General features: G+C 67.8%; 14 protein-coding genes. 10 read left to right on the top strand and 4 right to left on the bottom strand.

What is annotated here, in order from left to right; all coding sequences use genetic code 11:
• The first annotated feature begins 14 nt into the window (after positions 1–14).
• The 10 genes from AAG827_RS06270 to AAG827_RS06225 all read left to right on the top strand — a co-directional run bounded on the left by AAG827_RS06270 (position 15) and on the right by AAG827_RS06225 (position 10,366).
• A complete protein-coding gene (locus tag AAG827_RS06270) occupies positions 15–746 on the top strand; it encodes an ABC transporter ATP-binding protein (protein ID WP_341925004.1) in 732 nt (243 codons plus the stop codon).
• A complete protein-coding gene (locus AAG827_RS06265; RefSeq protein ID WP_341925003.1) occupies positions 743–1,657 on the top strand; it encodes an ABC transporter permease in 915 nt (304 codons plus the stop codon). Before AAG827_RS06270 ends, AAG827_RS06265 begins: the two co-directional genes overlap by 4 nt.
• Complete coding sequence (locus tag AAG827_RS06260) at positions 1,650–2,627, top strand: ABC transporter permease subunit (protein ID WP_341925002.1); 978 nt, start codon at positions 1,650–1,652, stop codon at positions 2,625–2,627. Before AAG827_RS06265 ends, AAG827_RS06260 begins: the two co-directional genes overlap by 8 nt.
• On the top strand, positions 2,624–3,262 hold the full coding sequence (locus AAG827_RS06255; RefSeq protein WP_341925001.1) for a hypothetical protein: 639 nt from the start codon (positions 2,624–2,626) through the stop codon (positions 3,260–3,262). The genes AAG827_RS06260 and AAG827_RS06255 overlap by 4 nt, the downstream gene beginning before the upstream one ends.
• Positions 3,263–3,553: 291 nt before the next feature.
• On the top strand, positions 3,554–4,990 hold the full coding sequence (locus AAG827_RS06250; protein ID WP_341925000.1) for a glycosyltransferase: 1,437 nt from the start codon (positions 3,554–3,556) through the stop codon (positions 4,988–4,990).
• Positions 4,980–7,187, top strand: coding sequence for a GtrA family protein (locus tag AAG827_RS06245; RefSeq protein WP_341924999.1), 2,208 nt, complete (start codon positions 4,980–4,982; stop codon positions 7,185–7,187). The genes AAG827_RS06250 and AAG827_RS06245 overlap by 11 nt, the downstream gene beginning before the upstream one ends.
• Entirely contained in the window at positions 7,184–7,564 is a 381-nt protein-coding gene (locus AAG827_RS06240; RefSeq protein WP_341924998.1) for a phosphomannose isomerase type II C-terminal cupin domain, read from the top strand. Before AAG827_RS06245 ends, AAG827_RS06240 begins: the two co-directional genes overlap by 4 nt.
• Before the next feature lie 593 nt (positions 7,565–8,157).
• Positions 8,158–8,463 carry an SHOCT domain-containing protein gene (locus AAG827_RS06235; protein ID WP_341924997.1) on the top strand — a complete coding sequence of 102 codons (306 nt, stop codon included), beginning with the start codon at positions 8,158–8,160 and terminating at the stop codon, positions 8,461–8,463.
• Positions 8,460–10,004 carry a multicopper oxidase family protein gene (locus AAG827_RS06230; RefSeq protein WP_341924996.1) on the top strand — a complete coding sequence of 515 codons (1,545 nt, stop codon included), beginning with the start codon at positions 8,460–8,462 and terminating at the stop codon, positions 10,002–10,004. The genes AAG827_RS06235 and AAG827_RS06230 overlap by 4 nt, the downstream gene beginning before the upstream one ends.
• Before the next feature lie 113 nt (positions 10,005–10,117).
• Positions 10,118–10,366, top strand: a complete 249-nt coding sequence (locus AAG827_RS06225) for a DUF2933 domain-containing protein (RefSeq protein ID WP_341924995.1) — start codon at positions 10,118–10,120, stop codon at positions 10,364–10,366.
• Positions 10,367–10,764: 398 nt separating this feature from the next.
• On the opposite strand, the gene AAG827_RS06220 is transcribed toward AAG827_RS06225, so the two are convergent.
• The 4 genes from AAG827_RS06220 to AAG827_RS06205 all read right to left on the bottom strand — a co-directional run bounded on the left by AAG827_RS06220 (position 10,765) and on the right by AAG827_RS06205 (position 13,939).
• Entirely contained in the window at positions 10,765–11,643 is an 879-nt protein-coding gene (locus tag AAG827_RS06220; protein WP_341924994.1) for a DUF3152 domain-containing protein, read from the bottom strand.
• Entirely contained in the window at positions 11,640–12,452 is an 813-nt protein-coding gene (locus tag AAG827_RS06215; protein WP_341924993.1) for a F510_1955 family glycosylhydrolase, read from the bottom strand. Before AAG827_RS06215 ends, AAG827_RS06220 begins: the two co-directional genes overlap by 4 nt.
• A 250-nt stretch (positions 12,453–12,702) precedes the next feature.
• Positions 12,703–13,335, bottom strand: coding sequence for a DUF305 domain-containing protein (locus tag AAG827_RS06210; protein WP_341924992.1), 633 nt, complete (start codon positions 13,333–13,335; stop codon positions 12,703–12,705).
• A 124-nt stretch (positions 13,336–13,459) separates the two neighbouring features.
• Entirely contained in the window at positions 13,460–13,939 is a 480-nt protein-coding gene (locus AAG827_RS06205; protein ID WP_341924991.1) for a hypothetical protein, read from the bottom strand.
• Positions 13,940–14,035 lie beyond the last annotated feature (96 nt).

The raw sequence follows: 14,035 nt of genomic DNA, 5'->3' as shown, positions 1-14,035 counted from the left end.
ACGAGGAGGAAGACATGGACGACGCGGCCATCGAGCTGGATCAGCTCAGCCACACCTACGACAAGGACCCGGTCCTCAAGAAGCTCGATCTCCGCATCGAGCACGGAGAGGTCTTCGGGTTCCTGGGACACAACGGCGCCGGCAAGACGACCGCCATCAACATCCTCACCACACTGCTCACGCCCACCGCCGGCACCGCACAGGTCTGCGGCCACGACGTCGTCACCGCACGGCGAGCCGTCACCCGCTCCATCGGCTACCTGCCCGCCGAGGTACGCATGTACGGCCACCTCACCGCCCTGGAGAACCTCGAGTTCCTCGCGACCCTCTCCGACGTGAAGAATCCCCGTCAAGCCGCCAAGGAGACCCTGGACTTCCTGGGCTGCAGCGACCTGGCAGACCGCCGCCTGGCGACGTTCTCCACGGGGATGCGCCAGCGCATCGGGATCGCCCAGGCGATCGTCCACCGACCCAGTGTGCTCCTGCTCGACGAGCCGACCGCGGGCCTGGACCCCCTCGGCGTGCGCCAACTGCGCGAGACGATCCTGCAGCTCAACCAAGAGCTCGGCATGACGATCTTCATGAACACCCACCTCCTGAGCGAGGTGGCCAAGGTGTGCACGACCATCGGTGTGCTCAACCACGGCGAGCTGATCTACAAGGACACGATCGAGGCCACCACCCGGCGCTTCCCCGACGAGACATCCCTCGAGGACATCTACGCCACCATGGGCGGCGCGCCGTGATCGCCACCATCTTCTCCCACCAGGTGCTGGCGCTGAGACGCCAGCGAGTGCTGCTCGTGCTGCTGGGGGCGATGCTCCTGTCCACGGCGCTGGCCGGGGCGTTGGGCTGGTCCAGCCAGCGCACCATCATCCGGGTCTTCGACGAGGCCACTCGCCAGCTCGCCGCCACCGGAGCACCGGCACCGCCCAACCCGTTCCTCCTGAAGCCGCACCTCTCGCTGCTCTCCAACATGGTGGTCTACATTCCGCTCGTCGGCGCCCTGTTCGCCGTCATCCTGGGACACCTCACCATCGCCGACGAGGAGAGCGCAGGTCTCGGCCGGTTGCTCTTCGCCAGGAGCATGTCGCGCGCCCAGTACACCGCCGGCAAGATCCTCAGCCTCGCCGCCGTGCTGGCGGGTCTCCTCGTGGCCAGCCTCCTCGTGAGCCTGGCAGCGCTCCTCCTGGTCAACCACGGCATCTCCGCAGGAGAGCTCGGCCGACTCACCCTCTTCTACGCGTTGTCATGGGCCTACCTGGTCCCCTTCGCCCTCATCGGCATGATCACCGTGCTCCTGACGACGTCGCGTTCCCTGGCACTGCTCACCGGGATGGGCGCCTGGCTCGTCATCACCTTCGCCGTCCCCCAGTTCACCTCCGGGCTCCGTCCCACGCAGTCGCTCAACCCCATCATCGAACCGATCGGCCTGTCCCAGGCCTTCTTCCAGGCCACCGCCAAGGCACAACCGCTGTCCGTGGTCGAGCAGTACAAGGCGGCGTCAGGAGTCATCCTCGACACCACACCACACGAGGCCCTCACCGACACCCTGCTGCGGATCCTGCCCCTGCTGGGCTTCGCAGCCATCCTCCTCGTGGCCGCCTTCGCCCTGGTCCGCACCCACGACTTCTCCAGGAGCGCCAGCCATGAGTAACGCCCGCCACGTCCTGAGCCTCGCCCGCCACGAGTACCGAGCAGCACTCCGGAGCAGGATCCTCGTCGTCCTGCTCGTGATCCTCGTCATCGTCACGGCCGCCTCGGTCTACATCGCCACAGCCGGCTACGCCAGCAAGCTCGCCGACTACGACGCCTACCGGGCAGCAGCCCAGGCCAGCGGCCTGGACCGCATCGCGCCATCGCCGCTGGCCCCCCTGTCGCTGCTGCGCGGCGGACTGGAGTACCTCGAGATCATCGGTGCCGTCATCGCCATCGCCTTGGGCTACCTGTCGATCTCCCGCGAACGCGCCAACCGCACCCTGGCCCTGCTGCAGTCGCGTCCCGTCACCGCCGGGGATCGGGCCCTGGGGAGCTTCCTCGGAGCACTGGCCGTCTTCGCCACCCTGGTCACCGCGACCGCACTCGTCGGCGTCCTCAGCATCGGGCTCATCGCGCACGACTGGATCAGCCCCTCCGAGGGGTTCCAGCTCCTGCTCGCCTACCTCGCCGCCCTGCTCTACCTCGGTGCGTTCTACTGCCTCGGAGCCATCGCCACCGCACGCGCCCGCTCGTCGGCCAACGGACTCGTGGTCGCCCTGGGCATCTGGCTCCTCGTCGTGCTCGTGCTGCCCCAGATCGGAGACACCCTCGACGCCGACAACCAGCTCCCGGGCGGTCTGTTCCAGGCCCTCACCCTGGACCGCGACGGCGAGACCAGCGTCATGGCGCACTTCACCGGCTACGAGAAGACCCGCACCCTCATCGAGGACACCTCGTTCGCCAAGCACTTCGAGCGCTTCGCCTTCGCGATGACCGACGTGAAGGACCGCTATCGCCCCTTCACCCTCGGACAGCTCCTCCGCGAGACCCGCACCGACATCATCTGGCTGCTCAGCGCCACGGTAGCCCTCTTCCTCGGACTCCGACGCACCTACAAGCACACCCCATCAACAGGAGGAACCTCATGACCACCATCCCCACGCAGGGCCGACGCACACCCCGCCCCCACGGACGCCGACGCGCCATCGGCGCCGCCCTGGCCTTCGGCCTCGCCACCGCGGCGATCGCAGGCTGCAGCAGCTCGAGCACCCCTACCCCCGCGGGCACCACGGCCAGCGGCTCCTCGAGTGCCGCATCCTCCACGGCACCCGCACCGGGCTCACCCATCCTTCCGGTCACCAGCAACCCGATCTCCAACACCTCCACCACGAACGCGCTCACGATCGACTCCGTGCTCGTCGAGAACAACGTGGACCAGGCGGGCAACGCTGCGACCGATCATCTCGAGATCGCCCTGACCAACACCGGAACCGCCGACCTCACCGCCTTCGAGGTCTATTACACCTTCGCCGACCCCAAGACCGGGGACACCGAGAGCTACTACGCCGAGCTCCCCTCGTCATTCACGATCGCACCCGGCGCCCAGCGCGCAGCCCACTTCGACAACACCGGAGAGGCCGACCACTTCCCCGTCAACGAGTTCAGCCTCTACTACACCGACGTCAACGCCCTCGATGTCACCGTCGAGGTCAGCGCCACCGACACCGCGACCCAGACCGCCACCATCACCAAGGACGCCGGAGGCCCTGAGACCGCCGACTGACTGGCTCTCTCCCCCTCCACCGGGCAACTCTCGCCGCTCGGCGCGCCGGCCCCCAGAGCCAGTGGGGCACAACGACCCGCCCATCCTGGGCCACTTGGCACTGGCCCAAGAAATGGCGAACCGTTGAAGTTGCTTCGTCGGCAGTGACGCCATCGGGGTGTCGACATCACTCAATAGACAGGCTCGTGCAGCGGTGCAGATCACCGATCGAACAGCCCATCGACCACGTTTCTGGACCGCGGTCACCCCATGATGGTGGCCTTGGTTCCCGACGTTCAGACCATGGGCAGCTTGGGCCTGCTCGCCGTGATGGCACTGGTCTTCGTCGAGACTGGCCTGCTGGTGGGGTTCTTCCTGCCTGGCGACTCGTTGCTGTTCATGACCGGTGTCCTGACAGCATCGGGCGTCATCCACGTCCCCATCTGGGCGGTTGTCGGAGGGGGGTTCCTGGCTGCAGCCGCTGGGGACCAAGTCGGCTACCTCATCGGGTGGCATGCCGGCGACCGGGTGTTCCGGAAGCCGCAGTCGCGACTGTTCACACCGGCGCACTCCCGGCGCGCTGCAGACTTGGTGGAGCGGCACGGTCCTCGAGCCGTGGTGCTCGCTCGGTTCGTCCCCATCGCCAGGACATTCGTCCCTGTGGTCGCTGGTGTGGGGAAGATGCGCTACGGCGTCTTCTTGTCTATGAACTTGCTCGGCGCCGCGGGTTGGACGGCCACGATGATCAGTGCCGGTTACTACTTGGGCGGTATCCCGTTCGTTGTGGACCACATCGAGCTGTTGACGCTTGGCCTGGTCCTGGCGTCGGTCCTTCCCCTCGTGGGGAAGTCCCTGATGTCAACACAGCGTCACAGCGGCGCCGCCACCGCTCACAGGAACGCGAGTCCACAGGCTCACAGCGTCCCCACAGCATCCATCCCGCACCGTGGGGACATGACGACCGCCTCGGGAGCTCGCACCGTCCCGCCCGGCCCCCGCTGCCTGGTGGTGGTGCCCACCTACAACGAGGCCGAGACGATCGAGCGCTTCCTCGAGGAGGTGCTGGCCGCGACCACCGACCTGGGTGCCCGGGTCCTGGTCGTCGACGACAGCAGCCCCGACGGCACCGGAGCGCTCGTGCGCAAGCATCCGGCCTTCGGGAGCCGGGTGCACCTGCTGTCGCGAGCATCCAAGGACGGTCTCGGGGCGGCCTACCGTGCCGGCTTCGGTTGGGCGCTGGCCCATGGGTACGACACGGTTGTGCAAGTAGACGCCGACGGATCGCATCCGGTTGACCGGATCCCTGCGATGGTCGTCGCCCTCGACGAGCACGACCTGATCATCGGCTCTCGGTACGTCGCCGGCGGCCGGACCGAGAACTGGTCAGCGCGGCGCCGACTGCTGTCCAGCAGTGCCAACCGCTACGTCCGCACGGTCCTAGGCCTGCGCACCCACGACGCCACCGCCGGCTTCCGAGCCTGGCGCGCCAGCTCCCTGAGCGACTTCGGCGTACTCACGACCGACTCCAGCGGCTACTGCTTCCAGATCGAGTGCACCTGGCGGGCAGAGCGAGGCGGTGCGCGGGTCGTCGAGCTGCCCATCACCTTCACCGAGCGCCGCGCCGGCGCTTCCAAGATGACCGGGACGGTCGCATTGGAGGCACTCGTGCGGGTGGTGCAGTGGCGGGTCCGCGAAATCTCGAGCCGGACGCACAGCCATCGCACGGCAGGAGCGAGCCGTGCAGTCTGAGGCCGGGACCACATGGCCACGACGGCTAGCACCGAGCCTGGAGGTCCCGACCTTCCTGTTGGTCGGGGGAGCTGGCTACGTCGTGGATGTGGTCACGTTCAACGTGTTGCGCGGCCAAACGGCCCTGGCTGACTATCACCCGACCGTGTCCAAGGTCCTCGCCGTCGCGGCGGCCATGGTCGTCACCTACCTCGGCAACTACCTGCTGACCTGGCGTGGCCGGAACAGCGCGCACCGAGGCCGCCAAGTTGCCCTCTTCGTCGCTTTCAATGTCATCGGGCTCGCCATCTCCCTCGCTGCGCTCGTCGTCAGCCACGACGTACTGGGGCTCACGAGCAGACTGGCTGACAACATCTCGGCGAACGTCATCGGGCTCGGTCTCGGAACCGCGTTCCGCTACTGGTCCTACCGCCGCTTCGTCTTCACCGATGCCGGACCGCCACCGGACCATCGAGCCCGACCCGACTCTCGAAGAGTTGCCGGCGGCTCGGGTGTGACCTCGATCCTGGTCGAACCGCAACCCCCGCCGCTGCAACCCCCTCCGCAAGCCGGCCGCGGCCCTTGGTTGCGCAGCTGTGTCAGCCGCTGCGAACACCCCGCAACAGTGGTTGTGATCGCTGCGGTGGGCGCCCTGGTCTGGCTGCCCAACTTTGCCCGTCCCCTCGGCTCGGACGAGAGTGGCTTCCTGCTCGTCGCCTCACAGTGGTCACCCGGCACCTCCTTGTACGGCGACTACTGGGTCGACCGGCCGCCGCTGCTGATCGGACTCTTCGAGCTGGCCGACGTCGGTGGCGGGGCAAACGCACTGCATCTCCTCGGACTCCTCGCCGTCATCACGTCCGTCCTCCTTGCCGGACAGATAGGCCGCGTCGCGGTTCCTGAGGTCCGTCATGCCCCGGCACTGGTCGCCGCAACTGCCGCGGTCTTCACGACCACCCCCCTGTTCGGAGCCACCGACGTCAACGGCGAGCTTCTCGCCGTCCCGTTCGTGCTCGCCAGCGTGCTCTCGCTGTTGTGTGCCCTTCGCGCCACCTCCTCGCCCGGCGTTCCGACCCGACTCCGGTGGTCGTGGTGGGCGCTCACCGGTGGCACAGCCATGGCCGCCCCGCTGGTGAAGCAGAACATGCTCGGCGGGTTCGTCGTCGCAGCGGCGGCAATCATCTGGTTGATCGTTCGTCGCCGGAGGCGCGATGCCCACGGGGCAGCGGCGGCGTTCGCGCTAAGCGCCGGCGCGGTTCTTGCCGCGACTCTTGCGTGGGCCGCGTTGCGCGGCACCGGACCGCTGGAGCTGTGGGACGCGGTCGTGGTGTTCCGTTTCGACGCGGCCGCGGTCATCGCAACCCAAGCAAACTCGGCGACACCTGCCCGGGCGATCACCCTCGCGACCTCACTCCTCGCGAGCGGCGCGCTCGTGCTCGTGGCGCTGGCCTTCCTCCCCGGCCGCAGGCTACTGCGACCCCCGATGCACACTGCCAGCGACCACGCTCGCCCGGACCTCCGTGTCCTGGCCGCCACACTCCTGTCCTGGGAGGCAGTCGCCATCGGGTTCGGCGGCAGCTACTGGCTCCACTACCTCCTCCAGCTCCTCCCCGGCTTTGTGCTCACCACCGTCGCGGTGACCGCCCACCGCCCGGCCCGCGCGAAGTGGGCAGCAGCAGCCCTCGCCTACGCCACGGCAGCGGCTTTGATCCTGACCGCCAGTGCGGCACTTGGCGAGGACCCTGTCCCCGACGACGTCGCGGTCGCGCGCTATCTGGCGGCCCGCCAGCAGCCCGGAGACACGGGCGTCGTCGCCTTCGGCAACCCCGCCATCCTCGAGTCGGCAGGCCTGACCAGCCCCTACCCCCACCTTTGGAGTCTTCCTGTGAGGGTGCTTGACCCAGACCTGTCCCAGTTCACCGACGTCCTCACCGGACCGGAGCCGCCGACATGGGCGGTCGTGAACGGCACCACACTCGCCACCTGGGGAGTTGACACGAGCCGCGCCCAACTGGTCTTTGATCGGCTGTACCAATTGGTGAGGCTTGAGGGTGACTACCGGGTGTACCACCTTCGGCGCCTCGTCGAAGCGATAGACCCACCCATCTCCGCCGACGGCCCCCGGCGTGCCTACTCGGACATCACATCAGTGCCTGCCAGGTGGGACATCGCCGCTAGAGGGTTCCTCAGCTCATCACACGAAAGGGCGACGCCATGAGCGCGACCACGTCAACGCCGCGCCAGAACCTGACGGGCGCGCGCCAGGAACGTCCGTGGGGTCATTGGGAGATTCTCGACCGAAATGATGGTTACCAGGTCAAGCGGCTGACGGTTCTTCCTCGTTCGCGGCTCTCGTTGCAGACACACCGGCACCGCTCCGAGCACTGGTTGGTGGTGACCGGAACGGCAACGTGCCTGGTCGGCGAGATGCAAAGCATTGCGCGTCAAGGGGCTCACGTGTTCGTACCTCGGGGTGCAGTCCACCGCCTAGGCAACCGGCAGGACACGATCCTCGAAGTCATCGAGATCCAGCTCGGGACGTACCTGGGCGAGGACGACATAGTCCGCCTGCAAGACGACCACGGTCGGGCCTGACTCCGCCCGCGAAGCACTCGCGCCAGATTGTTGGTCGTCGCCACGGAAAGCGTCCTGACGGCATGGCGGTGTGCTCTCGCAGGGGCGACTTCTGTGGACATGCACCGCATACATCGCCTCAGTCGTCAGCAAGTCAGGCCGGCGGGTGCCGTAGAACGGTGGTACAGAAAGTCGAACATCCTCGACCGTTGCGCAGGTCAGCATGGGGCAGTAAGTGGGTAGTACGACATCTAGTCACTGGTGGGCATCGAACTCGAACTCAGCAGTCCGAGCCGAAGACCCCGAGACCTTTGCTCGGGGTCTTCGCATTCTCAACGTTGCCCCCTAGTGCCCGCGCAGAGGCCTGAGTTGCTTTCTCATGTGCACACCGTCGAACAAGGTCGCCTCGCCCGGCACTTTGGTCCGGTTGAGGACTCGGCAAATGCGTGAGGCGTCAGCGCTCTGGCACGAGGAGAGCAGGAGCACGACGGGGAGGAGGGCACCTGCGAGCAGGCGCGCTCGTCCGGCGCGTGTCTGGAGTCCCTGGACGTCAAGACGAAAGACCCTGTCGAGCTCGCGCGTCGGGGGCAAGGCTGGGAGGAGGCGCCAACTCGATGGTGTCGGCAAACAAGCAGAGGGAGACGGCGATGATGTATTGGAGCGGCGACGGCGGTTGGGCGGACAGTGGGGCCGGATATGTGCTGATGGTCCTCGGGATGTTGGTGTTCTGGGGGGCGATCATCGCGGCGTTCGTGTTCGTGCTGCGGCAGCCGAGCCGACAGGACCGCTCCGCTGGCGGGATGGTCTCGGCGCACCGCACGGCCCAGCAGGTGCTGGCTGAGCGTTTTGCTCGTGGTGAGATCGACGAGACCGAGTTCGAGAGCAGGTTGGCCACCTTGCACGGTCAATCGCGGTTGTGAGGAACGCCGACAGCGCGGGGCCGAGGTCGCTGAGCCGACGACAGGTGTTCCAGCTCGGTGGAGTCGCTGCGGTTGCGGTCGGCGGCAGCTATGCCGGGATCCGGCTCTTCGACCAGCCGTCCCGGACCGTGGTCGGTCCTGGGTCGGCGGCGGTAGCGAGGGTCGAGGCGGCGCGTTCCACCTCCGGAAGGGTGGTCCAGCGCACCATCACTGCGGCTCCTGCCGACGTGGATCTCGGTGGACGTGTCGTGTCGACATGGGCCTATGACGGATCAGTTCCGGGTCCAGAGATCAGGGTCGGCGCCGGTGACCTGTTGCAGGTCCGTCTGGTGAACCAGCTTCCCGAGCCGACCACGGTGCACTGGCACGGTCTCGCGCTGCGCAACGACATGGACGGGGTCCCGGACCTGACCATGCCTGCCGTCGCCCCTGAGGAGGCGTTCGACTACAGCTTCGTGGTCCCCGACCCCGGCACCTACTGGTTCCACCCGCATGCCGGGATCCAGCTCGACTACGGCATGCAGGCCGCCCTCATCGTGGAGGACCCCGACGAACCCGGCGACTACGACGACGAGGTCGTCCTGGTCCTCGACGACTGGACCGATGGCTGGGGGCCGACACCGAAGAAGATCCTCGCCGACTTCGCCCGCGACGGGATGGGCTCCATGGCCGGCACGGGCGGCATGGGCGGCATGGATGGCATGGATGGCATGGGGGGCGTCTCCTCGGACGCGCCACTCGGCACGGACACCGGCGACGTCGCCTACCCGGCCCACCTGATCAACGGACGCCTGCCCCTGGACCCGGTCACGATCACCTCGGCGCCGGGCCGCCGGATCCGCTTCCGCCTCATCAACGCCAGCGGTGACACCGCCTACAGGTTCGCTGTCGGCGGGCACCGGATGACCGTGACCCACACCGACGGCTTCGGCGTAGAGCCACTCGAGATCGACACGCTCATCCTGGGGATGGGTGAGCGCTACGACGTCGTGGTCGAGGTCGGTGACGGCGTCTTCCCCGTCGTCGCCGCACCCGAAGGAAAACCGGACCCGGCTGCCATGGCCGTGCTGCGCTCGGCACCGGGCGCAGCTCCCACCCCCGGGGCGCGACCCGCTGAGCTCACTGGGCGGCTTCTGTCCTACGGCGACCTCGTGCCCACCGCCGCGTCCACGCTGACGACCAAGGACGTCGACCGTGAGCTGGCGGTGACCTTGGGGATGGCTGACGGAGGTCGGCGCTGGCTGATCAACGGCGCAGCTTTTGCCGACCGACAGCCGCTCGACATCAGCTACGGCGAGCGGGTGCGCATCACGATGAGCAACAGGTCGATGATGTTCCACCCGATGCACGTCCATGGCCACACGTTCGCCCTCGCCGGCAGCGCGGGCACAGGCGTCCGTAAGGACACGGTCAACGTCCTGCCGATGCAGACGGTCACGGTCGAGCTGCAGGCCGACAACCCGGGGCAGTGGATGACGCACTGCCACAACGCCTACCACGCCGAGCTGGGGATGATGACCGTCCTCTCCTACACGCTCTGACGCTGGTGCCCCCTGCCCGGGTCGTGGTGACCTTCGCCCCTGAGCAGGGGGTGCTCGCACTGCAAGTCTGGTCACGGGCGGGAGTTCCCGTCCGGACAGTGTTGGAGGATCTGATGGACAACAGCAGCAAGTACCCCCTCTACGTGGTCGCGGTCGTCGGCGGAGCCGCCATCGCACTCTGGGCAGGGATGTCGCCCTTCCTACTGATCGTGCTCGCGTGCCCGCTGATGATGTTCTTCATGATGCGCGGGATGAGCGGCGGCCAGAGCCAGCAGGACAGCAGTCGGCAAGGTCAGCAGGGCTCCCCCCCGAGCCGCCCTGCGGACCTCGACGGATCTCACGAACGCATCGATCGGCCATAGCGCGGAGATGAGCCTCCTGAAGAGCACGTGGCGCACGATCTCGGCCGTCCTAGGGGCCCTGCTCGGGCTGCTGCCGCACGTGCTGCACCATGCCGGGCTCATCTTCGGCGCCGCCCTGGTCACGGGCGTCGGTGGCAACCTGCTCTTCGGTGCGCTGGGGCTATCTTCTCAATACCGCTGCTGCGTCGTCTCTACGCCAGGTTCGACACGTGGAAGGCGCCTGCCGTCGCACTGGCCGTCCTGGTCGCAATGTTCTCCTTGTCGGCCTTCGTCATCGGCCCCGCCATCTCCGGCGACACCAGCAGCGGGACCCCACCACCGGCGGACACACCCGACCACAGTGAGCACTCCGGCCACTAAGGGCGCACTGAGCGCATCGAGCCGGATCCATTTCTTGATCAGGGACTCGGCCAAGGGTTGGCCACGCACTCACCGAGGCCCTTGGTCTGCTGCATCATCACCGGCGCGAGGCGTCCAGGACCGGGACACGCGACGTGAGGGTTGCCGAGTGCGTGTCCGACCTCGTGGCTGATGAGATAGCGGCGGTAGTCGCGCAGGTTGCCGGCGTAGGCGGGGGCGCCGTTGAGCCAACGCCAGGCGTTGAGGACGACGAGGTCACCGTTGCGACACGAGAGCCGGCCACCGGTGTCCAGCGGTGCACACAGGGCGTCAGTGGTCTCCGGGGTGGCCACGAGGACCCTGATGTCGCTGCCGACCGCGACACGGGCCAGGGCGTGCGCACCCGTCGCAGTCCACCCGCGCGGGTCGGCGAGAACCTGGTCGACGACGCCGGCGGCGCCCTGGACCTCGACGGGAACTTCGGCTTCGACCTCGACCGTGTAGGTCGTCAGGGTGCCGACGCCGGCGGCAGGGGTCTGACCGGGGGCCACGAGGAACTCACCTGACCCGTCCTCGGGCAGGCGCAGCGCCTCCGGTGCTGGGCGGGTCGACGTTGCCGACGACCGCACAGGTGTCTCGGGCGGCCCACCCCTGGACGATGATGCCTTGGTCTCAGGTCGCGGAGCTGGTTCTGCGAGGCGGGGATCAAAAGTCGGGCCGGTCGGCTTCCTGGTGGCGTCTCGAGCATCAGCGCCTGTGGTCGCGGAGGCGGGTAGTTCTGGTGTGGCGGCGACGTCCACGACGGGAGCCGCGGGGACGTCCTGGCGGCCTGCTGGATCGTTGGCGATGGCAACGACAGCGGCCGCCGTGACGAGCCCGATGGCTGCTGCTGCCCGGCGCCTTGTGCCGGTTCGTTCTCGGCGGTGGGCGCCGCTCATGGCGCGGTGCCGTAGGTGAAGACGGGCTCCCATGAGGTCCCGGAGGTGGTGGAGGAGAAGAGCCCTTGGTCGCTGGCGGCGTACCAGCCGGTGGTGGTGACCTCGAGGGCGCTCGGTTGGCCCGGGACCCGTCCTGCTGGTTGCCACACAGATGCGGTGCCGGTGGAGGTGTACACGGTCCCGTCGGGACCGAGGCCGACGAGGAGGTCGGGTGCGGCCCAGTCGATGAAGGTAAGCGTGGGGCTGCCGGGCACCGCTGTTGATGTCCCGGCCGGGTCGTAGAAGCGGAGCTGACCGGTTCCGGTGGTGGCCAGGGTGACGTCCTGCGCGGTGGGGTCGGCGGCGAGGTCGATGAACTGGTCGTTCGCGACGGTGTCCCACGAGCGGTTGTCGGTGGAGGTCAGCAGCAGCCCTCGTGCTGAGTCGATGCCCCAGGTGCGGCCGTCGGTGGCGACGTCGAGGGCGTGGAAGTCGGCGCCACCCGCGAGCGACACTGGCTCCCAGGTGGTGGCGGCGTCACGGGACTCGATGAGGCCGAGGTGGACGGGCTGGTCGGTGCCGAGCTCGGGGTGCCCGGAGGCCAGGAACCGTCCGGGTCCGGTGACCGTGAAGGCCATGGTGTCGTTGCGTACGGCACCGACAGGTTCGACAGTCCCCTCGGGGGTGACGCTGAACGTGCCGAGGTGGGCCCCGATGTAGAGCTGCCCGTCGGCGGGGTCGACGCCGATGCCGTGGATGTGACCTACCTCGACACCGCCGGCCGCTTGGGGTGCGGTGTGCTCGTCGCCGCGGGTGACCGCGAACAGCAAGCCAGCGACAAGTGCGGCACCAAGCGTCGCGATGACCAGCGCGCTGCGCGGTGAGGACATCCGTCCCGACGAAGACAGTGGATCGGGCGGTGGTGATGTGCTGGTGCTGGTCTTCGAGCTGGACATAGGGCGAATACCTCGTGAAGGTCGGTCTGCGAACGAGATCAGGGAGCATTCCCTGACACCTGGACCGAGTGCCGGGACCACCGTGGCGGTCCCGGCACCTTGATGCCCTGGTCAGGGAGTCGCGTCAGGAGGCGAGGAGGTCTTCCATGGTCGCGATCTCCTCGGTCTGCGAGGACTCGATCTGCTCGGCGAGAGCGATGGCGTCAGCGAACTCGCCATCGGCCTGCTCAGCCTGGGCCATCTCAACGGCGCCGGTGTGGTGCTCGACCATCATCGAGAGCCACATGTCCTGGAACTCGGTGTCCGAAGCGTTCGCAAGGCCCTCCATGTCTTCGTCGCTCATCATGCCGCTCATCGAGCCCATGTCCGAGTCGGAGTCCCCGCCCATGTCGGACATGTCGTGCCCGCCGTCCGAGGACTCGGGAACATCCTCACCCCAGGAGGTCAGCCATCCCGACATGGTCTCGATCTCGGGGGCCTGGGCGTTACGGATCGCGTCGGCGAGCTGCTGGACCTCGGGGTCCAGGGTGCGACCCTCGGTGAGGTCGACCATCTCGATCGCCTGCGTGTGGTGCGGGATCATGTCGGTCGCGAAGGCCACGTCGGCGCCGTTGAAGACGTCGCCGTTCTCGGCGGTCTGGACGGCACTCGGGTCATCGACCGGGTCATCGCCGCCGCATGCGGTCAGGGACAGGGACAGCGTGGCCGTGGCCGCAAGGGCGACGGCGAGCTTGCGGGGTGTGGCAAGGGTGAACACAGTGGTGTCTCTCTTCCAGAAGTGGTCGCCGCCGCACACGTCGGTGGGGTGGCGCGAAGGGTTGCTGAAGGGCTGGGTCGGTCCACCCGGCCACGCCGTGCGACGTGACCGGTGGATGCGCCCCTCAGCACCTCTGGATGGACAGGGCGTGCAAGTCTGGCGGGACAGGGTCTCGAGCGGTGTGGGTCATGCGCACGTCAGCGCCAGCGACGGCGGGACGCATGACGAGCCCGCTCCACAGCCCTCGAGCCCTGGTCAACAGAAGGACCAACCCGGCAAGGACAGCCAGGCACAGCATCATCGCCATGTCAGCCCCGCTGCCGACCAGGTCTCCGGCCGCCGCGACGGCGGCACCCGGACCCGCCACGGTGTCGACCGCAACATCCGCGGCTACCTCTGCGGCCCCCAGGTTCATCGCCATCACGTCGTCCGACATGGCTGACATGGCTGACTCGGGCATGGCCGAGGAGTCGTGGTGTGCGACACCGTGCTCGGACATGCCGTGCATCGCGAACAGGCCCGCTAACGCCGCGAGCACGACCAGGAGACGTGTCCCGGGAGGCCCGGTGACACGCCTGGGCGAGGTGGCACCACGGCGGCTCATCACCAACAGTCTAGAGCCCCCATCCAGCGTCTTCCAGCCGACGGTAGTCCCGGGCGTACGGGACCAATTCCTCTTGACTAGATACCCCATAGGGGT

Origin of the sequence: Nocardioides psychrotolerans, from assembly GCF_943371775.1 — a bacterium.
GTDB lineage: Bacteria > Actinomycetota > Actinomycetes > Propionibacteriales > Nocardioidaceae > Nocardioides > Nocardioides psychrotolerans_A.
Note: the sequence above shows the minus strand (reverse complement) of the source record. Positions and strands in the feature narration are given on the sequence as shown.

Bases quoted from the DNA above. Each gene is read 5' to 3' on its own strand.
- AAG827_RS06270 (WP_341925004.1), top strand. From the start codon at position 15: ATGGACGACGCGGCCATCGAGCTGGATCAGCTCAGCCACACCTACGAC.
- AAG827_RS06255 (WP_341925001.1), top strand. From the start codon at position 2,624: ATGACCACCATCCCCACGCAGGGCCGACGCACACCCCGCCCCCACGGA.
- AAG827_RS06205 (WP_341924991.1), bottom strand. From the start codon at position 13,939: ATGAGCCGCCGTGGTGCCACCTCGCCCAGGCGTGTCACCGGGCCTCCC.
- AAG827_RS06260 (WP_341925002.1), top strand. From the start codon at position 1,650: ATGAGTAACGCCCGCCACGTCCTGAGCCTCGCCCGCCACGAGTACCGA.
- AAG827_RS06220 (WP_341924994.1), bottom strand. From the start codon at position 11,643: ATGAGCGGCGCCCACCGCCGAGAACGAACCGGCACAAGGCGCCGGGCA.
- AAG827_RS06235 (WP_341924997.1), top strand. From the start codon at position 8,158: ATGGTGTCGGCAAACAAGCAGAGGGAGACGGCGATGATGTATTGGAGC.
- AAG827_RS06225 (WP_341924995.1), top strand. From the start codon at position 10,118: ATGGACAACAGCAGCAAGTACCCCCTCTACGTGGTCGCGGTCGTCGGC.
- AAG827_RS06240 (WP_341924998.1), top strand. From the start codon at position 7,184: ATGAGCGCGACCACGTCAACGCCGCGCCAGAACCTGACGGGCGCGCGC.